17 protein-coding genes are annotated in these 20,355 nt (G+C 65.3%); 10 read left to right on the top strand and 7 right to left on the bottom strand.

Annotated features, from left to right (window positions below):
* Positions 1 to 66: 66 nt before the first annotated feature.
* The 4 genes from QX108_RS15595 to QX108_RS15580 all read right to left on the bottom strand — a co-directional run bounded on the left by QX108_RS15595 (position 67) and on the right by QX108_RS15580 (position 3,199).
* Positions 67 to 1,242, bottom strand: coding sequence for a glutathionylspermidine synthase family protein (locus QX108_RS15595; protein WP_315787519.1), 1,176 nt, complete (start codon positions 1,240 to 1,242; stop codon positions 67 to 69).
* Between the two features lie 326 nt (positions 1,243 to 1,568).
* Positions 1,569 to 1,970 carry a hypothetical protein gene (locus QX108_RS15590; RefSeq protein ID WP_315725057.1) on the bottom strand — a complete coding sequence of 134 codons (402 nt, stop codon included), beginning with the start codon at positions 1,968 to 1,970 and terminating at the stop codon, positions 1,569 to 1,571.
* Between the two features lie 2 nt (positions 1,971 to 1,972).
* Positions 1,973 to 2,377, bottom strand: a complete 405-nt coding sequence (locus tag QX108_RS15585) for a DUF350 domain-containing protein (RefSeq protein WP_172114550.1) — start codon at positions 2,375 to 2,377, stop codon at positions 1,973 to 1,975.
* 69 nt (positions 2,378 to 2,446) lie between these two features.
* Positions 2,447 to 3,199, bottom strand: coding sequence for a GntR family transcriptional regulator (locus QX108_RS15580; protein WP_315725060.1), 753 nt, complete (start codon positions 3,197 to 3,199; stop codon positions 2,447 to 2,449).
* A gap of 192 nt (positions 3,200 to 3,391) precedes the next feature.
* Here QX108_RS15580 and QX108_RS15575 point away from each other — a divergent pair, with 192 nt between their 5' ends.
* The 6 genes from QX108_RS15575 to QX108_RS15550 all read left to right on the top strand — a co-directional run bounded on the left by QX108_RS15575 (position 3,392) and on the right by QX108_RS15550 (position 11,307).
* Positions 3,392 to 4,399, top strand: coding sequence for an ABC transporter substrate-binding protein (locus tag QX108_RS15575; protein WP_315787525.1), 1,008 nt, complete (start codon positions 3,392 to 3,394; stop codon positions 4,397 to 4,399).
* Between the two features lies 1 nt (position 4,400).
* Positions 4,401 to 5,210 (top strand): ABC transporter permease, encoded by an 810-nt coding sequence (locus QX108_RS15570; RefSeq protein WP_315787516.1) that lies wholly within the window; start codon positions 4,401 to 4,403, stop codon positions 5,208 to 5,210.
* 1 nt (position 5,211) lies between these two features.
* Positions 5,212 to 5,988 (top strand): ABC transporter ATP-binding protein, encoded by a 777-nt coding sequence (locus tag QX108_RS15565; protein WP_315787514.1) that lies wholly within the window; start codon positions 5,212 to 5,214, stop codon positions 5,986 to 5,988.
* 425 nt (positions 5,989 to 6,413) lie between these two features.
* Positions 6,414 to 7,142 (top strand): aspartate/glutamate racemase family protein, encoded by a 729-nt coding sequence (locus tag QX108_RS15560; RefSeq protein ID WP_315787512.1) that lies wholly within the window; start codon positions 6,414 to 6,416, stop codon positions 7,140 to 7,142.
* Positions 7,143 to 7,175: 33 nt separating this feature from the next.
* Positions 7,176 to 8,579 (top strand): dihydropyrimidinase, encoded by a 1,404-nt coding sequence (gene hydA, locus QX108_RS15555; protein WP_315787509.1) that lies wholly within the window; start codon positions 7,176 to 7,178, stop codon positions 8,577 to 8,579.
* 586 nt (positions 8,580 to 9,165) lie between these two features.
* Positions 9,166 to 11,307, top strand: a complete 2,142-nt coding sequence (locus QX108_RS15550; RefSeq protein WP_315787507.1) for a phospholipase D-like domain-containing protein — start codon at positions 9,166 to 9,168, stop codon at positions 11,305 to 11,307.
* A gap of 147 nt (positions 11,308 to 11,454) precedes the next feature.
* On the opposite strand, the gene QX108_RS15545 is transcribed toward QX108_RS15550, so the two are convergent.
* Positions 11,455 to 12,456: an SDR family oxidoreductase gene (locus tag QX108_RS15545; RefSeq protein WP_315787505.1), complete on the bottom strand. Its 1,002-nt coding sequence runs from the start codon at positions 12,454 to 12,456 to the stop codon at positions 11,455 to 11,457.
* A 14-nt stretch (positions 12,457 to 12,470) separates the two neighbouring features.
* Positions 12,471 to 14,186, bottom strand: coding sequence for an alginate export family protein (locus QX108_RS15540; protein ID WP_315787503.1), 1,716 nt, complete (start codon positions 14,184 to 14,186; stop codon positions 12,471 to 12,473).
* A gap of 182 nt (positions 14,187 to 14,368) precedes the next feature.
* Between QX108_RS15540 and QX108_RS15535 the strand changes: the two genes are divergently transcribed.
* Positions 14,369 to 15,547, top strand: a complete 1,179-nt coding sequence (locus QX108_RS15535) for a hypothetical protein (protein ID WP_315787501.1) — start codon at positions 14,369 to 14,371, stop codon at positions 15,545 to 15,547.
* Positions 15,548 to 16,646: 1,099 nt separating this feature from the next.
* Here the strand turns inward: QX108_RS15535 and ctrA are convergent.
* Positions 16,647 to 17,348 (bottom strand): response regulator transcription factor CtrA, encoded by a 702-nt coding sequence (gene ctrA / locus QX108_RS15530; RefSeq protein WP_012046382.1) that lies wholly within the window; start codon positions 17,346 to 17,348, stop codon positions 16,647 to 16,649.
* Positions 17,349 to 17,789: 441 nt separating this feature from the next.
* Between ctrA and fliI the strand changes: the two genes are divergently transcribed.
* From fliI to QX108_RS15515, 3 genes are all read left to right on the top strand, one after another.
* On the top strand, positions 17,790 to 19,112 hold the full coding sequence (gene fliI, locus QX108_RS15525) for a flagellar protein export ATPase FliI (RefSeq protein ID WP_172114567.1): 1,323 nt from the start codon (positions 17,790 to 17,792) through the stop codon (positions 19,110 to 19,112).
* A 109-nt stretch (positions 19,113 to 19,221) separates the two neighbouring features.
* The gene (fliJ, locus tag QX108_RS15520) at positions 19,222 to 19,641 is read left to right on the top strand and encodes a flagellar export protein FliJ (RefSeq protein WP_008960735.1); all 420 of its coding nucleotides are present in this window, start codon (positions 19,222 to 19,224) and stop codon (positions 19,639 to 19,641) included.
* Between the two features lie 155 nt (positions 19,642 to 19,796).
* Complete coding sequence (locus QX108_RS15515) at positions 19,797 to 20,345, top strand: sigma-70 family RNA polymerase sigma factor (protein ID WP_172114569.1); 549 nt, start codon at positions 19,797 to 19,799, stop codon at positions 20,343 to 20,345.
* Positions 20,346 to 20,355 lie beyond the last annotated feature (10 nt).

Below are 20,355 nucleotides of genomic sequence, written 5' to 3'. Positions count from 1 at the left end.
CCCCTTGCTCTATCTAACCATCCGGGACCGGGAGTCGAGCCGTTTTCGACGCCAGTCGTTAACAACCTAGAGGATCGCGTGCGGCAAAAAGCGCGAACGGTTGCCCGTGATCGGGGTTGCGTCCTCGCGGATCGAAAGACCGCATGGCTGGTGGTCGACGAGCCAGCTGCCGATGACGGGGAACACGCCGCCGAAATCCGGCAGCGGCGCCAGCGCCTGCCGGATGAATCCTTCGGCGCCGTAGGGGCCTTCCTGTGCAGACACGGCGACGCCGTCCGACACCAGGCTGACATTGGCGCCCTCGCGCGAGTAGATCGGCTTGCGCACGAAGCTCGGACCAAGACTGGCCGCTTTCGGATCGTCCTCGAAATAGGCCGGCAGCAGGTTCGGGTGGCCTTCGTTCATCTGCCACAGCAGCGGCAGGATGCCCTTGTTGGAGAGGATCGCCTTCCACGGCGGCTCCACCCACTGCGTCGGTGCGCTGCCGAGCCTCGCCCCGAAAGCATCGTGGAACATCCACTCCCAGGGGTACAACTTGAAGGCGAGTGCCATATCCTCGTTGTCGAGGTCGACGAAGCCGCCGCCTTTGTCGCGCCAGCCGATGTCGGTGACGTCAAGGATGCTTGTCGACAAGCCGGCCTGCGCGGCCGTGTCGGCGAGATACGCCAGGGTGGCGGCATCCTCGACCTCGGCGGTCATTCCCGCCAGATGCAGCGGGCGTCCCTTGCCGAGCGAACGCCAGCGTTCGATCAGCCGTTCATGGATCGAGTTGTACTGGTCGGCCCTGCCGGGGAGGATGCGCCGTTCGATCGCCTGCTCCAGCCATGTCCATTGGAAGACGGCGGCTTCGAAGATCGAGGTCGGCGTGTCGGCATTATATTCGAGCAGCTTCGCCGGCACGCGGTCGCCGCCGCGGAAGCCTGGAAAACTGAGGTCGAGGCGGCCATAGAGACTGTCGTCCCGGCGCTTCCAGCTCTCGCTCAGCAGCGGCCAGAACGCTTGCGGGATCTTCAGCCTTTGCAGCAGGACCTCGTCAGCGACGACGCGCCCCACGAGCTCCAGGCACATCTGCTCGATCTCGCCGGTCGGCTCCTCGATACCGAGCTCGATCTCGGCGATCGAGAACGCATAGTAGGCGCGCTCGTCCCAATAGCGCTCGCCGTCGAGCTCGTAGAAATCGAAGCCGCATTGCGCCGCCGTCTCGCGCCAGTCGTCACGCTCGGGGCAGGGGATGCGCTGCATCTTGCCTACCCGCAGGCGCAGCCGCGCGCGCCGTGCCCGTGAAGACGGTGCACGGCATCACGCACGCTGCCCTGGGCAGCGCGACAACGATGTTCGCCTTGCGGTCCGGACGAGGGACCGCGCGACCGATGGCTTGAAGCTGCGATGAAGACCGCAACGATCGCTGCAGCCTCCATCATCGCCGGCGCCTTCAGGCGCGGACGTCGCATCGGATCAATTCCGATCAGTGGGCAGGCCAGTTTTTTATGATTGTGAGTCTGTGTCAAAGATCCGAATCCAACAAACAGCACAAAGGCGGTGTTTTCGCGGCGATCGCGCGACGGAAATCAGCCGCCGCCGAAGCCGAAGCCATGGCCAAATCCGCCGAAGCCGCCGCGCGAGACGTGGGCCGAGGACGCGTCGACGACATGCGTCGAACTGCCGCCGCTGCTGCTGCGCGACGACGAGTCGCTGCTCGAATAGCCCCAGCGTCCGGAGCCGCTGCCGCCGCTGCTTCCCGAGCGCTGCGAGGTGCAGTTGCTCGGCTGCGGCTGGCCTGCCACCGCGGGCGTGGCCGCGTCCGGCTGCGGGCAGCTCTGCTGCCGCGGCATCAGCGCATAGGCGGTGCCGCCGACCGCGAGCGTGCCCATCAACAGCAGCGCGACCTGGCCGGAGCGCTTCACCGGCGGGGTCGTCGGCGGTGGGGGCAGCGGCCGGCGCTTGCCGAATTCGGGAGGCTGCTTGGCCATGGTCAGTAGATCATCGAGGCGGCGTTGAGCGCGCCGGCGGACAAGGATGCCAATCCGAGCCAGATCGCGGAGGCCATCTCGCCCGCGACGATGCGGTTGGCGAGGTCCGGCACCGGAATGCGGACGAGATAGTAGACGATCACCTGGACGATCAATGCCACCAGTGCCCAGATCAGGCAGTCCAGCACGTTGGCGGAATGCGCGATGGCGCTGACCAGCGGCAGCGTGAAGCCGAGCAGGCTCAGGCCGAGCGAGATCGCCGCGGAGGGATGGTTGTCGCGGATCAGCTGGAATTCATTGTAGGGCGTGACGCGCGTGTAGATGAAGAGGTACGCCGTCACCGCGACCAGCGCGGTGCAGAAATAGACCAGGAAGGCCGGCAGGCCGGCGAGCGATTGCAGGATCATGATCGGGTCCGACGCGTGGAACTCTCATCTGTCGCGGCGCCAGCATCACCGGTTCGACACTAAGAAAGTCTATCCGCGGCCCGGGTCCTGCCCGGCCTGCTCCAGCATCTGCAGCACGGAATCGCCGGTTTTGCGGGTGTGGTCGCCGAGCGCCGCCGCGAAGCCCTGGGCATCGCGGGCGCGCAGCAGCGCCATGAAGGCCTCGTGCTCCTCAAGCGACTCGTTCCAGCGCCGCGCGTCGTAATTGGCCACCGCACGGGCGCGAAACACGCTCGCATGCAGGGTGCTCCACATGTTCAGCAGCACGGCGTTGCCGGCGAGCCTGGTGATCTCGGCGTGGATCTGCTGATTGAGCCGGAAATAGGCGGCGCGCTCGGCGGCACGATGCAGCGCCGTCAGCTCGGCATGCATTGCGTCGAGCCTTGCGATGTCTTCCGCCGTTGCGCGTGCCGCGGCGGCGCGCCCGGCGGCGATGTCGAGCGCCACCATCACGTCGAAGATCTCGGCGATCTCACGGCTGTCGATCGGCGCCACCACCGGCGTGCGATGCGGGCGCAGCTCGATCAGCCCTTCGGCGGCGAGGATCTTGAACGCCTCGCGCAGCGGCGTGCGCGACACGCCGAAGGTCTCGCACAGCATGCGCTCGGGCAGGGCGGCGCCGGCCGCCAGCTCGCCGTCGATGATCATCTCGCGGACCTTGGCGACGAGCTGATCGTGCAGCGACAGCCGCGCCAGCGGCCGGGTCGGCTGGTCGGACGACAGCTTCAGCCGCGCCGGCTTGAAGCGCGTCTTGAGCTTGGGCCGTGGTGCGGGAGAGGTCATGCGCGTGGCCGCGGCTCCGCTGTGAGTTGCCCGAGATTCGGGCGGAGCGCCCGCGGATCGGGCAATCCGATTGAGTGATGCGAATATCTAATTATTGATTTTACTATGAAAAAGCAAGATTGCATATCGCATCCAATTGGCATGTCGCTTGCTGATGGAGGCGGAGACCTCTTGATCGGACCTGCCCTGGAGATGGACGTGACACGCATTCTGCTCCCCCTTCTCGCCCTGCTCGCGCTCGCTTTGCCCGGAGCGAGCTTCGCTGACGATGCCGCCAAGATCAAACTCGGCTACGCCAAATGCGCGCATTGCACGCCGATGTCGCTGACGCCGCAATTCGCGGAAGGCGTGGCGATCGACGCCGTCGGCTTCAACACCGGCACCGATGCGCTGACCGCGCTGGTCTCGAAGAACATCGATGTCGCCCAGGTCACCTACCTGCACTACGCCATCGCGCTCGACAAAGGTTTCGACGTCGTCGCCATCTCCGGCCAGGTCAATGGCGGTTCGGCGATGCTGCTCGCCAACGACATCGATCTCCCGCAGGGCGACTGGAGCGCGCTGAAGGCGCTGATCGCCAAGTACAAGGCCGACGGCAAGCCGTTCCGCGTCGCCGCCTCGCGCGGCAATGCGCAGGACATCCACATGCGCGGCGCCTTCGCCAAGCAGGGCATCGACATCAATAAGGACGTGCAGTTCGTTAACATTCCGAATCCCTCGGACCATCTGCAGGCGCTGCGCCGCGGCGAGGTCGAGCTGATCTGCACCGTGGAGCCGTTCGCGACCCAGATCATGCAGGCCAAGGCGGCAAAGTTCTTCGGCTTTCCCTACGACCAGGCCGCCGGCAAGCTGACCAATTTGATCCTGACCCGCTCCGACGTGATCGCCGCCAATCCGAAGGCGCTGGAGGGCGTGGTGCGCGCGGTGGTGAAGGTCGACGCCCATATCGCCGCCGACAAGCCGGCACTGATCGAGGTGATCTCCAAGATCACCGGGCTCGACAAGGCGATCGCCACCGGCGCGGTCGAGAACCTCGATCCCGATCCGAAGATGTATCGCGCTTCCGCGCTCGCCATCGCAACGATGATGCGCGACCTGAAATACATCAACTCCGACGTCACGGCCGCGGTCGAGAAGAACCTCGACTACCGCTTCCTGGAGGCGGCGACCGGCAAGCCGAAGACCGAGCTCGGCTACTGAGATGACGGCGCTCGCCCAGCTCAAGAAGCTCGACCGCACCATCGTCCCAGTCCTCGTGCTCGCCGGCTGGGAAGCGTTCTCGCGCTCCGGTGCGCTGCCGGCGGCGCTGCTGCCGGCGCCGTCGACGGTGGTGTGGGCGTGGGCGGACTGGCTGGTCGGCACCGACGGCAACACCCAGACCTACAGTGGCCATTGGCTCGCCGACATGCTGGCGAGCCTGTCGCGCGTTGCCGCGGGCTTCGCCATCGCCACCATTCTCGGCGTGGCGCTCGGCGTCGCCATCGGCTGGTCGCGCAAGATCGAGATCGTGATCGAGCCGACGCTTCAGATGCTCCGGCCGATCCCGCCGGTGTCGTGGATCCCGCTCGCCATCATCTGGTTCGGCATCGCCAACAAGCCGGCGATCTTCCTGGTGTTCCTCGGCGCGTTCTTCCCGATTCTGCTCAACACCATCCACGGCGTGAAGACCTGCGACCGCAACCTCATCCGCGCCGGCGCCATGGTCGGCGGCAGCGAGCGCAAGCTGCTGCGCTACATCGTCGTGCCCGCGGCGATGCCCAGCATCTTTGCGGGCCTGCGCATCGGCATCGGCTCGGCCTGGATGCTCACGGTCACCGCCGAGATGGTCGCGGTGAAGAGCGGGCTCGGCTACGTGCTGTGGGACAGCTACTATTTCCTGCGCTACGATCTGGTGCTGGCGGCGATGGCGAGCATCGGCCTGCTCGGCTTCTGCAGTGACCTTGCCATCCGCACCGTGATGGCGCGCGTGCTGCATTGGCAGCGCAACACCACGCTGCGCGGCGGAGAGTGACATGGCCACGATCGACATCTCCGGCGTCTCCAAGATCTTCACCGACCGGAAGCGCAACGCCGATGTGACTGCGCTCAGCGAGATCAATCTGTCGATCGCGCGCAACGAGTTCGTCTGCCTGCTCGGTCCCTCCGGCTGCGGCAAGTCGACGCTTCTCAACATGATCGCCGGCTTCGAGCAGCCGAGCGCCGGCACCGTCAGCGTGGACGGCCATGTCGTCACCGCGCCCGGCGCCGATCGCGGCGTCGTGTTCCAGCACGCCAATCTGATGCCCTGGCTGCCCGTGTGGGAGAACGTCGCCTTCCATCTGCTGCTGGGCGGCGGCCAGAAGGCCGAGCGCCGCGCGCGGGCGCAGGTCTATATCGACATGGTCGGCCTGACCGGCTTCGAGAACCACTATCCGTCCGAACTGTCCGGCGGCATGAACCAGCGCGTCGGCATCGCCCGCGCGCTGCTGATGAATCCGCAAGTGATTCTGATGGACGAGCCGTTCGGCGCGCTCGACGAGCAGACCCGCATGGACATGCAGACCGAGCTGGTGCGCATCTGGCAGCAGCACCAGGGCACGATCGTGTTCGTGACGCATGGCATCGACGAGGCGCTGACCTTGGGCACGCATGTCGCCGTCATGAGCGCGCGCCCGGGGCGGATCGTCGAGATCATCCCGATCGACCTGCCACGGCCACGCGACATCACGTCACCGCAGTTCAACGCACTGAAGCGGCATATCCTGGCGCTGCTGCGCGGGGAGAGGGCGGAGCAGAGGGCGAGTGCATGAGCAGCTTCAGTTTGGTGCACAACTCGTCCAGCGCGCGCGGTCTGTGCCTCTCTTCGCGTGCGGCAGAGCTATCGCATATGGCGATCGATGTTTCGCGCCCATCTCCCTCCGCGTCGTCATGGCCGGGCTTGTCCCGGCCATCCACGTCGTCCAGCATGCTGAGAACGACGTGGATGCCCGGGACAAGCCCGGGCATGACGATGAGGAGACGGTTTCGCGACACACTCACGTTGACCATATGCGATAGCCCTGCCGCGTGCGGGGAGAGGTCGGATCGCATCGCAAGATGCGATGAGGGGGGCTCTCCGCACGGTCGGTGGGTGTGGCTGCCCCTCACCCCAACGCTCTCCCCGTGAAGAACAGGGAGAGGGGGCGCACCGCCGTCGCCCAGCAAGTTGCGAACTTCATGAGAGAGCCGCTCACAAATGACCAAACGTACCCTTCTCGGCATGCTCACGCCGTCGTCGAACACGGCGCTGGAGCCGATCACGTCGGCGATGGTGGCGGGGCTGCCGAACGTGTCGGCGCATTTCTCGCGCTTCAAGGTCACCGAGATTGCGCTCTCGACTGACGCGCTCGCGCAGTTCGATATTTCGAACATCCTGCGGGCCGCCGAATTGCTCGCGCATGCCAAGGTCGACGTCATCGGCTGGAACGGCACGTCCTCCGGCTGGCTCGGCTTCGAGGCCGACGTCAAGCTCTGCGAGCAGATCACCGCCGCCACCGGCATCCCCGCGACCACCTCGATGCTGGCGCTCAACGAGATCTTGGCGATGGCCAAGGCGACATCGCTCGGCCTCGTCACGCCCTATCGCGACGACGTGCAGGCGCGCATCATTGCCAATTACGCCAAGCTCGGCATCGCCTGCCGCGGCGACCGGCACCTCAATCTGCAGGACAATTTCTCCTTCGCCGAGGTGATGCCTTCGGAGATCGAGAGCATGATCCGCGAGGTCGCGCGCGAGAAGCCGGATGCGATCGCGGTGGTCTGCACCAACATGCGCGCCGCGCCGCTGGTGGCGCGCCTGGAGCTCGAGACCGGCATTCCGATTCTCGACACCATCGCCACCGTGGTATGGAAATCGCTGAAGCTGGCCGGCGTCGATGTCGGCGGCGTCAGCGGGTGGGGATCGCTGTTTCACAAATTCGCCTGAGCTTGTTTGTCTAGCATTGGGAGAGCGCGTCACATGGCTGCCTTCGACACCGTCATCCGCAACGGCACCGTCGCCACCGCGAGCGACACCTTCAAAGCCGATGTCGCCATCAAGGACGGCCGCATCGTGGGGATCGGCGAGGCGATCACCGACGCCGATGAGATCGTCGATGCGAGCGGCCTCCTGGTGCTGCCCGGCGGCATCGACAGCCACGTCCATATCAGCCAGCCATCCGGCCCCGGCATCGTCATGGCCGACGATTTTGAGAGCGCGACGCGCGCGGCCGCGTTCGGCGGCAATACTTTCGTGATGCCCTATTGCCTGCAGGAGAAGGGCCAGCCCCTGCGCGCAGCCCTGAAGGACTATCACGCGCTGGCCGACCAGACCTGCTACGTCGACCACTCCTTCCATCTCATCATCGCCGATCCCTCGGACTCCGTGCTCGGCCAGGAGCTGCCGGCGCTGGTCGCCGACGGCTATTCGTCGCTGAAGATCTTCATGACCTACGAAGGGCTCGCGCTGAACGACTACGAGATCCTCGGCGTGCTGCAGGTCGCGCGCGAGACCGGCGCCCTGGTGCAGATCCACGCCGAGAACTACGATGCCATCCGCTTCCTCACCGACCGGCTGGAGCGCGAAGGCAAGATCGCGCCGTACTACCACGGCAAGTCGCGCCCGATTCCGGTCGAGCGCGAGGCCACCCATCGCGCGATCTCGCTCGCCGAGCTGATCGACGTGCCGATCGTCATCGTCCACGTCTCCAACCGCGAGGCGATGGAGGAGATCCGCCGCGCGCAGATGCGCAGCCTCAAGATCCATGGCGAGACCTGTCCGCAATATCTGGTGCTGACGGAGGAGGACATGCAGGGCCTCAACATGGAGGGCGCCAAATATGTCTGCTCGCCGCCGCCGCGTGACAAGGCCAGCCAGGAGGCGTGCTGGGAGGGATTGCAGCGGGGCGTGTTCTCGTTGTTCTCCAGCGATCACTGCCCGTTCCGCTACGACGACGAGGCCGGCAAGCTGACGCCAAAGGGCCGCACCAGCTTCCGCTGGGTGCCGAACGGCATCCCCGGCGTCGAGACCCGCCTGCCGATCCTGTTCTCCGAGGGCGTCAGCAAGGGCCGCATCACCCTCAACCAGTTCGTCGCTTTCACCGCGACCAACCACGCCAAGACCTATGGCCTGACAGGCAAGGGCTCCATCGCCATCGGCTACGACGCCGACATCGCGCTGTGGGACCCGGCGAAGAAAGCAACCATCAGCCAGACCGGCTTGCATCACGGCTCGGACTACACGCCGTACGAAGGCATCGACATCACCGGCTGGCCAGTTGCCACCATGCTGCGTGGCAAGTTCGTGGTGCGCGATGGCAAACTGATGGGCGCGAAGGGCGACGGGCGCTACGTCGCCCGCGGCAAGCCGGGCGGGGTGGCGTAGGACGCGCTATTTCCATCTGTCATTGCGAGCGAAGCGATCCAGGGGCGCGGGCGGGACTCTGGATTGCTTCGTCGCTGCGCTCCTCGCAATGACGTGCGGATGAATCGCGCCTCAATAATAATCATGAACCCGGCGTCTCACCGCGATGACGGTGCGCTCCCTCTCCCCGTTCTTCACGGGGAGAGGGCTGGGGTGAGGGGCAGCGGCACGGGAACGATCAACGGCAAGCGTCCAGCGACGTCGGATGTGGTTGGCGCTGTGATTGATGTCGGCAGAAAGGGACGTTCTTCATCACGAGGAATTTGCCCGACCTGCTCATGCAGACAGCGCCCTTCACTGACACCACCCGAGCCGCTGCCCCTCACCCCGACCCTCTCCCCGTGAAGAACGGGGAGAGGGGGCGCACCCGCCGTGCGGCAACGGCTTGAGGCGATCACGACATCGGGATCTTACCGGGCACCTCCGCCCTCCGCTGCACTGCACGCGCTACGAGCCGTTACCTCTGCCATCTGCTTTCCTGTACCGGATGTGTCGAACCCCTGTTACAACTGCGCGACATAATCCTTGTCGGACAAGGAGTGCCGCCATGCCCGCGCTTGCCTTTTCAAACAATGATATTGCCGTCGTCGCCTGGACCTTCGATCGCCGTCTCGACGGCTGTCTCGGCTTCGCCATTCACCGCATCGATCTCGCCGATCACACCGAGACCGTGCTGCCGGCGCTGGCGCGGTTTGCCGGGCAGACCGCGGACAAGCTCGCCACCGACCAGGCCCCGGTGCAGAAATTCTGGTGGAAGGATTTGTTTGCCAAGCGCGGCGGCTCCTACAAATATCGCATCGTGCCGATGGGCGGTACGCCGGGCCAGACCTTGACGCCGCTCGCCGGCGTCGCGCCGCTGGAGAGCAACCCGGTGACGCTGACGCCGGAGCGGCCGCCGTTCCATGTCTATTTCAACCGCGGCATCACCGCGACCCAGGCCCTGACGCATGCGCTGAACGATCACCCGAGCGTGGCGGCGCTGGCGCCCCACATCCTCGATCCCGATGATCCCATTCGCCTCCGCCTGATGGGCCAGCTGCAGGACGGCCTGACCTCGCTGCTGAAACGCGCCGATGACCGCGGCGGCACTATCCATGCCGCGCTCTACGAGCTCAACGACCCCAGCGGGCTCGAGAAGCAGCTACACCAGAATCCGAACAGCCGCACGGTCATTCTCGGCAACGAGCAGGGCAAGGACACCGACGACGCCGATGCCGAGAACCGCGCCGACCTCAAGGCCGCCGGCGTTGCCGTGATCGACCGCATCCTCGGCAAGGGCTCTATCCCGCACAACAAGTTCATGGTGCTCTCGGAGAACGGCAAGCCGGCCGCGGTGCTCTCGGGCTCGACCAACTGGACCTCGACCGGCCTGTGCACCCAGACCAACAATGCGCTGGTGGTCGAGAGCCCCGAGCTGGCGGCGCGCTATCTGTCGTATTGGAACGCGCTGAAGGCCGACGTCGACGCCGCCGACGGCGACAAGTCGGCGCTGCAGTCGAAGACCCTGCGCGACTTCGCCCGCGCCAACAACGCGAGCGCGATTCAAAAGCCGGTCAGGCTCGACCATGGCGTCACCATCGAGCCGATGTTCTCGCCGAACACGCCGGGCAAGCTCGGCAAGACCCCGAAGGCGCCCGGCGACATGAGCCGCGTGTTCGAGCTGATGGACGGGGCCAAGCACGCGGTGCTGTTCCTCGCCTTCGATCCCGGCAACAACTCCATTCTCAACAAGGCCGGCGAGCTGCTGGCCAGGAAGCCCGATCTGTTCGTGCGGGGCGCGCTGACCAGCCCTGTGCGTGCGACCGAATTCTCCAAGTCGCTGCACGCCGGCGGCCATTCGGAAAGCGGCGCGGATGATGGGGCTGACGACGCCGCGCCGGAGGTGAAGGTGGTCGGCGAGTCCGGCAAGCCGAAGAAGCCGGGCGAGAAGGGCAGCATCGATTTCCGCGGCGTGCCGGCCGGCGCGGTGCAGGACGCCTTCGGCAAGTGGGAGAAGGAGCTCGCCAAATACGGCTTCGCCATCATCCACAACAAGATCGTGGTGATCGATCCGTTCAGCGACGATTGCGTCGTCGTCACCGGCTCGCACAATCTCGGCTTCCGCGCCTCGCACAACAACGACGAGAACATGCTGATCATCCGCGGCCACCGCGGCCTCGCCGAAGCCTATGCCTGCCACGTCCTCGACCTCTACGACCACTACGCCTGGCGCTTCCTGCTGAAGGAGCATCCGGAGATCTTCGGCAAGCCGCTGCAATCAGACGACAGCTGGCAGGACCGCTACATCAAGGGCGCCGACGAGAAATCGCCGGAGCTGCGGTTCTGGCTGTCGGCGGCGGGCGGGGGGGCTGCCAGCGGCGGCGAGAGCAGCAGCGGCGGTGTCGCGCCGAAGAAGCCGGGCAAGCCCGGCGGAGCTGGCAGGCCGGCGAAGAAGCCGGCCGGGAAGACCAAGCCAGCGACGTCGTCGCGCAAGCCGGCCAAGAAGGGTCCGAAGAGGGCGGCTGCCGCCGCGAAGACGTCCGCTGGCCGCAAGACAACGACCAAGAAGAAGAACGTCAAGAAGGCGACGAAGACGGCGCAGAAGAAGACCGCAGCTGCGAAGAAGGCAAAAGCGAGCAAGAAGGCGGCGAAGAAGGTCGCGAAAAATGCGAAGCGAGCCAGGAAGAGCGCCACGAAAAGAGGACGCTGAGCGCTTCGCTCCTGCTGAACCGTCGCGCGGGACGCGACCCTTGGATCATGATGCGAGCCCGCCGAGCCGCATCATGATCTCGTCTCCCAGGCCGAAGCGGATCGCGGACCCGCGATCGGCCCGATCCTCAGCCGGCACGAAGCCGGCTCAATACGCCGTCCAGCCGCCATCCGTTGCGTAGAACGCGCCGGTCAGGTTCGACGCCTCGGGCGACAGCAGGAACAGCATCACCGCGACCTGCTCCCACACCGTGGCCGGGCGATGCTTGGGATCGGCGTAGCTGAGGATGGAGTTGGTCTTTAGCCGTCCCATGCCGCTGTCGGCCGGTGATCGCTGCATCCTGGCCGCGACGGCCTGCGCCGCGCGCGCGATCATCGGCGTGTCCGTCGCCGCCATGTTGACGGAGTTGATGCGGATGCCATGGGGCGCATAATCGACGGCGGCATTGGCGGTCAATCCGTTGACGGCGTGCTTGCTGGCGACATAGGCGGGATTGCCCGCCAGTCCAGTCAGGCCGGCGATCGAGGCGACGTTGACGATCGCCCCGCCGCGCTTCTGCGCCACCATCTGCCGCAGCTCGGCGCGCATCGCGCGGAACACGCCGGTGGCGTTGGTGGCCAGCACATTGTCCCAATAGGCATCGGAGGCTTCGTGCAGCGGCGCGAACAGCAGATCCTTCTGCTTGTCGTAGTCGAAGGCCTCGCCGGAAAACACGCCGTCCATGACGCCGGCATTGTTGATGGCGAAATCCAGTCCGCCGAACGCCTCGACCGCGCGCTTGACCATCAGGTCGCAGGAGTCGCCCTTGGCGACGTCGCCGACGAGAAACTCGATGGCACCGCCCTCGCGCTTGATCGCGGCCGCGGTGTCGCGCGCCAGCTCCGGCAGCCAGTCGATGCCGACGATATTGGCGCCCTCGCGCGCGGCCCGCAGCGCCGCGGCGCGGCCCATGCCGCGGGCAAATCCGGTGATGGCGATCGTGCGCAACCTGAAGCGGTCCTTGATGAAGTAGTCCGGATCGACCGGGCTGATCGCCAGATTGGCCGGCCCTTGCGCCTCGGCGGCCTCGGCGGCTCCCGGCAGCAACTGCGCCAGCGGAATCGTTACGGCGCCCGAACCCAGGCTCTGCAACATGCTACGGCGGTCCATCGACATCTCCCTCGTCAGAAGCTGACCCGGGCCAGCGACATCGCGCTGAACCAGGGGCGGGTGCTGCCGGCGACGGCCTGGCTGACGCCGGACAGCGGCACCGTCAGCGCGAGTCCCGACTGGAACATCACGTGGCGGCTCATGAAGTACTTCACCGTCAGATTGACCTCGTAGCCGAGCAGATGACCGGCGAGCGTCGAAGTGGTGCCGCCGATATTGTTGAGCTGCTGCGCCTGGAACAGCCAGGCCTGCGGCACCAGCTCCCATTGCGGCGCCGGCCGCAGGATCGCCTGCAGGCGGTGCGCGATCAGGTTGGTGTCCTGAAACAGCTTGTAGTGGTTCAGGCCCTGCACCCATTCCTCGCCGGTGCCGCCCGACAGCAGCGGGTCCCAGCGCTCATAGGTTCGCGTCGCCGGGTTGTCGCCGCTGAAGCCGGACAGCCGATAGCTCAGAGTGGGGCGCCAGAACGCCTCGTTGAAGGTGTAGCCCGCCTCGACATAGCCGCCCCAGGCGCGCATCGGAAACGCGTTGCGGTCGTTCCACTGCAACGCCAGCTCCGTCTTCGCATACGGACCGGACGCGCCGATGGCGGGCGTCCAGTAATAGCGGATGTCGGCGACCTGCAGGCCCTGGCGCGTGCCTTGCGCTGATGTCGTGTACCAGCCGTAGTCCGAGCGCGGCACGGTCAGATAGGTCAGCCCGAGCTGATGCGGCGTTCCCAAACCGGTTTCGAGATTCGCGCCGGCAATGACGGTGTGGGTATCGATCGCCGGCCGTTCGTCGGGCGCGAGACGGAAGGCCTCGAACTTGGTGGTGTTGTAGCGCGCCTGCGCCAAGAACAAACTGTCGGCCGCCCAGCGCGGGTTGAGCTGCAGGGCCGCGCGGTCGAAACCGTTGGCCGCCGTGATCCTGATCAGCATGCCGTCGGCGATCTGGAACGGCTGCCGGCCCCCGGACAGGTTGACCACCAGCCGCGAGCCGTCATCGCCTGTGACCCCCGTGACGATGCCGGCATAGGCATCCTCGACCGCGCCATGGCGGCGCGGGCCGGTGACGAACAGGTCGGTGCCGACCGAGCCGCTCACCAGATAGGACAGGCTGCCATAGGCGTAGACATTGTTGCCGATCGGCCCGATGCCTTGCAGCCCGCCCTCCAGCGCGGCTTCGCCGAACGACGACCAGCCGGCACCGGCCGAGCCCCTGGCGAGCGGATTGGCGCCGACGAAGGCCCGCGGCCGGCCATACCAGGCATCGTGATTGGCGTAGCCGAGCGTCGCGGCCGTGAGCTTGAGCTTCAGCAGGCTGTCGTCGCCTTGATGAAGGTAGGGGAAATCGACGCGGCCCGGATCCGCCTGCGGCCGGTCGCCGACGACGACGTTGAGCTCGACCGACACGCCGCCGGTGTTGCCGTCGACATAGTTGACCGACGCCGAGGCCACGCCGGGGATGCGCTTCACCTTGCCGAGCCCGAAATCGACCATCAGGTCATGGAGCTGCGACCCCGGATAGACATTGAGCGCCCGCCGGATGCGATCCTCGAACGCCACCCGCTGCGGCCCACTGGGCACCGCGCCCGACAGCACCAGACGCACGGACTCGATCGGTCGATTCTCGAACGTCGGCCCCAGCGCCTGCGCATGCGCCGCAAAGATGACGAGCAACGACAGGAGCCAGGCTGCGAGGTTAAGGCACAGCCGTCCGTACAGGGAGATCGTCGTGCCACTTGGCATGGCAGGCCCCACCTGCTCAGCAAATGATCTAATGATCGACGATGCCAAGGTAGCGGAATTGATCTTAATCAACCACAGCGAAATTTCGGGCAAGCTGCCAAACCGGCCGGTCCGCCGAAAGCGGCCGTTGGACGAGCAAAGAAAAGCGCTACGCGGAAATCGCGGTAGGCGCGGCTGGCGTCATGGCCGGGCTTCGTCCCGGCCATCCACGTCGTTCGACATCGTGGAAGATCGTGGACTCCGGGCCGTTGCCGGTGCCATTGCAAGCGATCTCCGTAACGATTCCTTTGGTACGGATCGATACTGTGGACCTCGAGTTTTCAACTGGTCTTGATGTCGTGACCGATCCAATAGGCCTACGATTTGATACTGAGGACGACCTGCTCGCTTTCGAGCGCGCAATGTCGGAGTTCTTCTGGACTGAGAACTTCGAAGGCGCCGAGCATGCGCTCGATTCCGCGATGGACGGGCATCCGTCAACATTCTCGGAGATCTGTCGGGCTACGCCCCAGACTGCTGTGTCGATCCGGGGGTGGGATGAGCTTTACGCGCAGATCGAGAGTCCCTCGCGAAAGAACTATCGGTGCAGCGCGATCGAGATTGATTTGTCTGGGCATGCCGATCGCGAAATTGCGCCCGGACTGATCGAGCCCGGCTTCGAGTGCTCCTATTTCGACGATTCGATGTACCCGTTCTCGATGGCCGAACACCACGAGATGCTGGCGAGATGCAAGGCGGGCTGCGTCCCTTGGCAGGGCGGGTTTTTCGACATCGATTACGCGTTGACCTGCGAGGGTCTCGGCAGACTTTATGCCGCCATTCTGGGCTACCCACACCGGTATTGGCGCCCTCGCGTCTCGTCTGGCGAAGCGGTGCCGCCGGATTTTGTCTCCTACACGCTTGCTTGCTGGTTCCTCTATCTGCGCGCCCATCAGGCGATCTGGCTTAAAGTGAGTACGCGCGGCCTACCTCAGCAAGTTCCGGTGGTGGTCGGCCAGCACGACTTCGGACCGGGTTTGCTTACTGTTTATATGCCGGAAAAAGTCCACGACAGCCGGGCAGCGACAGCGCGCATCGTGGCGCAAGGAGAGGCTGAGGCGCGGGCCTTCTATGACAAGATAACAGAAGACGAAATCCGAGGCCTTCGCGAGCGGCGTGATGGCATCCGCCGCTGGCCCTTCTTCTGGAATCGTAAGCAGCGCAAGCTCTTCGTCGACTACAGCATGGCGCATGAGAAGCTGATCCTGGGTGCCAACGGCCTGTCCCCCAGTCGGCCAACCTGGAAAATGTCGGATCAGGCATTCGAGTCCCTTATCGCGCGTTACCGAATCGCCCGTGCATCGCGTCAGTCGGAGGTTTGACTTGCGCGAAGCGCGTATCGCCTAGGGCCAATCCGGGGCGAGAGATCTCGATGAGGCTAGCCACCAGCGCTTCGAGCGGAGATGGGAGGAGGTGCGCGTGAACGCTGTCCGCGATCCGGATCGTCCCCTGCGCCGCGCGCGACGGACTCGCTGCGCGCCAACAGGAAATTTCGTCTTATCAAAAATTCCTCTTTCGCTTTCGCAGAAATCATGCTCTACTCCGCCTCGTCCCGCCCCAACGAGGGGACGCTTCGCGGTCGTCACGGACGTCGGGTGCGGGATGCGATGGGCGCTCGGAATCGCAGCATGGCTTGGCCGTGCCGACGAACGATGCCGGCGCACGGTGAAGTCGCGTGGTCCTGGCCTCCCGGTGCTGAGGTCAAGCCTGCTGGCGTTGCGGAGCACGCTGCCGGCGGGTGATGGGGGCAAGACAGCCGGTCCCCAGGGAGATCGCGTATAAATCGTAAAGCCATCGCGCAGGGAGGGCCGGGTGTTTCGGCCAGACCTGTGGTGACTGCCGCCTGCATTCTTTTTCTGCAGGCGGGCCACGGGCGCGGCCAGCGCCCGGCCTTCCCTGCGCCCTCGGTTTGGAAGAGGGCGGTGAGAATGGCTCATCACTCGGGCGCGAGGCGCCGCGAGATCGCGAGGGTGTGTCGTCGTGAGAAGAAGATCTGTCGTCGTGACGGGAGGGGTAATCGTCCTGCGGCATTCCAAGATCGAGACGAGAGGAGTTGCGCGCAGGTTGCGTCCAGCTCAGTTGATGTGGGCCCAGATGGTGGCGATGCGCTCGGTGCAACCTCGCCCCGCTTGCGTGGAGAGGTCGGATTGCATCGAAGATGCAATCCGGGTGAGGGGGTACAGGGCTTTCCACGCCCACCACCCGTGCGGCTGCCCCTCGCCCCAACCCTCTCCCCGTAAGAACGGGGCGAGGGAGCGCGCCGATTGCGTGGAGGGAGCGGGTGTCCGGTGCCGATCGGCCCCAAACAGTCAGGCACTCGCCCGACAAACACCACCCCACAAACAAAAACCCCGCCATTTGCGGCGGGGCCCAGTCTGGGAGGAGCGAGCGGTGAGGCTCGCCGGTAAACCCAGTGAAGGATCAGGCGGGGATGCGCTCGTCCATGTCGTGCGGCTCGCGCAGCACGTAGCCGCGGCCCCAGACGGTCTCGATGAAGTTGCGGCCTTCGGAGGCGTTGGCCAGCTTCTTGCGCAGCTTGCAGATGAAGACGTCGATGATCTTCAGTTCGGGCTCGTCCATGCCGCCGTAGAGATGGTTGAGGAACATCTCCTTGGTGAGGGTGGTGCCCTTGCGGAGCGAGAGCAGCTCCAGCATCTGGTATTCCTTGCCGGTCAGGTGCACGCGCTGGCCGCCGACTTCGACCGTCTTGGTGTCGAGGTTGACGACGAGGTCGCCGGTCTGGATGACCGACTGGGCGTGGCCCTTGGAACGGCGGACGATCGCGTGGATGCGGGCGATCAGCTCGTCCTTGTGGAACGGCTTGGTCATGTAGTCGTCGGCGCCGAAGCCGAGACCCTTGACCTTGTCCTCGATGCCGGCGAGGCCGGACAAAATGAGGATCGGCGTCTTGATCTTCGAGACGCGCAGCTGCTTGAGCACGTCGTAACCGGACATGTCGGGCAGATTGAGGTCGAGAAGGATAATGTCGTAGTCGTACAACTTGCCGAGGTCGACGCCTTCCTCGCCGAGGTCAGTCGTGTAGACGTTGAAGCTTTCGGACTTCAACATCAGCTCGATCGACTGCGCGACGGCGCTGTCATCCTCAATCAGCAAAACGCGCATGCCAGTTCCCCATAGTCGCCGCTCCGGGCGTCAGGTCGGCCGCCACCGCGGCACTCAAAACGCCTTTGAACAACTGATTCGGATCCTGACGAGAGATGGTTAACAAATCCTGATTCCGCTGCGCAAGCTCTATCCGTGCAATTTTTGTCGAATCGCCGTAAGGTGTTGCGAAGAAGCAGTTTTTCTCAGCCGTCCTCGTTCAAGCTCCATGTGAAGAGATGGAACTAACCGACTCTCGTTCCTCACCGCTTTTGGGGGGCGGCAAGGCGCACGACGTCAGTCACTCCAGACCATGACGCAATGATTAATGATGCGAGTAAACACAGAGTTAAACCGGCGAGGCGAATCTGTCCCTACTTAAGGTTTTCGCAATGAAGGATCCCTTTTGTCATCAGGGTGGTCTCGTCATGAAGGCGGTTTGGTCATGAAGGCTGGTTGGTCATGAAGGCTCTTGCCGAGCAGATCAGCGACATCGACGCCGTGAACACCTATGGGCGTGTCGTCGGCGTGAAGGGACTCATGGTGGAGATCGCCGGGCCGATTCACGCGATGTCGGTCGGCGCGCGCCTCGTGATCGAGACCGGCAACAATTACATCCCTGCCGAAGTGATCGGGTTCTCCGGCAAGAACGCCGTGGTGATGCCCTTCGCGGGGCTGGAGGGCGTGCGCCGCGGCTGCCGCGCCGTGATCGCGAACTCGGCGAACCAGGTGCGGCCCTCGCCGGCCTGGCTCGGCCGCGTCATCAATGCGATGGGCGAGCCGATCGACGGCAAGGGGCCGCTGCCGCAGGGCGCCTCGCCGGTTCCCTATCGGAACAATCCGCCGCCGGCGCATTCGCGCAAGCGCGTCGGCGCGCCGCTCGATCTCGGCGTGCGCTCGCTGAACACGTTTCTCACCTGCTGCCGCGGCCAGCGGCTCGGCATCTTCGCCGGTTCCGGCGTCGGCAAATCGGTGCTGCTGTCGATGCTGGCACGCAACGTCGATGCGGACATCTCCGTGATCGGGCTGATCGGCGAACGCGGCCGCGAGGTGCAGGAGTTCCTGCAGGACGATCTCGGCGAGGAGGGCCTGGCGCGCTCCGTCGTCGTCGTCGCGACTTCCGACGAGCCGGCCCTGATGCGCCGGCAGGCGGCCTATCTGACGCTGGCGACCTCGGAATATTTTCGCGACGAGGGCAAGGACGTCCTGTGCCTGATGGATTCGGTGACGCGCTTTGCGATGGCGCAGCGTGAGATCGGCTTGTCGGCCGGCGAGCCGCCGACTGCGAAAGGCTATACGCCGACGGTGTTCACCGAGCTGCCGAAGCTGCTCGAGCGGGCCGGGCCCGGCAGCGGCGAGGGCACCATCACCGGGATCTTTACGGTGCTGGTCGACGGCGACGATCACAACGAGCCGGTGGCGGACGCGGTGCGCGGCATTCTCGACGGCCACGTCGTGATGCAGCGTTCGATCGCCGAACGTGGCCGCTATCCGGCGATCAACATCCTGAAATCGGTGTCGCGGACGATGCCGAAATCGGCCGACCCCGTATTCCTGCCGACCATCATGCGGGCGCGCCAGGTGATGGCGACCTACGCCGACATGGAAGAGCTGATCCGGCTCGGTGCCTATCGCGCGGGCTCCAGTCCGGAGGTCGACGAGGCGATCCGGCTGCACGAGCCGTTGGAGGCCTTCCTGCGCCAGCGCAAGGATGAGGTGTGCGGACTGGCCCAGGGGTATCGGGAGCTGGAACAGATCTTGGGACGCTTGGAAACGGAAAGCTAACTTTGTCGGGACATCATCCCCTCCATGTAACGAGCCTAGTCGGCAGGCCCAGTAAGGGCGGCCGGCCCTGTCCCGCGCCGTCTACGGGACTTCTGGGGAGTATGAGTCGATGAAGTCGCGCGAAACGCTGATCCGCCTGAAAAAGTTTCAGGTGGATGAGAAACGCCGCCGGGTGACGCAGATCGAAGGCATGATTGCTGATTTCCAGCGCATGTCGGCCGAGCTCGAGCGGGAGATCCAGACCGAGCAGGAGCGGGCCGGCATCAACGACCCGACCCATTTTGCCTACCCGACCTACGCCAAGGCGGCGATCCAGCGCCGCGAGAACCTGACGCGCTCGGCCGACGAGCTGCGCGCCCAGCTCGAGGATGCCAAGGCCGCCTTGTCCGAGGCGTTCGAGGAGATGAAGAAGGTCGAGCTGCTCGACGAGCGTGACCAGGCCCGCGAAAAGGCCGAGGAGAGCGCCCGCGAGCAGGCGGACATGGACAGTATCGGCCTGATGCGCGCCCGGCTCGGCGTCATCGCCTGAGCCTGACGCCGTCACGGCTGTCGTTCATCGAAAACCCGGGCCGCGAGGTCCGGGTTTTTCGTCGCTCCCGCCGCGCTGGAGCGCAGCGCGCGACCTGTGCTACGGGAGGACGCAAGGGTCGAACGAGGGAGTGGGCCGATTTTCGGGGACGCTGAATGCTGACGCCGGCAGAGCTGGTCTGGCTGCTTGCCGCGGTCGCCAAGGGGGACGAGGCCGCCTTCGAGCGCCTCTACGCGGCGACGCGCGCGAAACTCTACGGCGTCGTGCTGCGTATCTTGCACCGACAGGACCTCGCGGAGGAGGTCGTGCAGGAGACCTATGTGAAGGTCTGGAACAACGCGGCCCAGTTCGATCCCGCGGTGTCCTCGCCCATCACCTGGATGGCCGCCATCGCCCGCAATCGCGCCATCGACCTGGTGCGCAAGCGCGGCGAGCTGTCTCTGGAGGATGAGCCTTCCGCGCTCGAGGTCGCCGCCGAGACGCCCGATCCGCTGGCGCGGCGCGAGATGTCGGAGGAGCTCAAGCGTCTTTTGGAATGCGTCGGCCGGCTCGAGCCCGACCGCCAGAAGCTCGTGCTGCTTGCCTACTATAACGGCTGGAGCCGCGAGCAATTGGCGACCAAGTTCGAGGCGCCGGTGAATACGGTGAAGACCTGGCTGCGGCGAAGCATGATGGACATCCGCCAATGCCTCGGAATTGGATGAGGGGCCGAAG

Origin of the sequence: Bradyrhizobium sp. SZCCHNR1002, assembly GCF_032381435.1 — a bacterium.
Taxonomy (GTDB): Bacteria; Pseudomonadota; Alphaproteobacteria; order Rhizobiales; family Xanthobacteraceae; genus Bradyrhizobium; species Bradyrhizobium aeschynomenes.
This window is presented reverse-complemented; position numbering and strand designations above follow the sequence as displayed.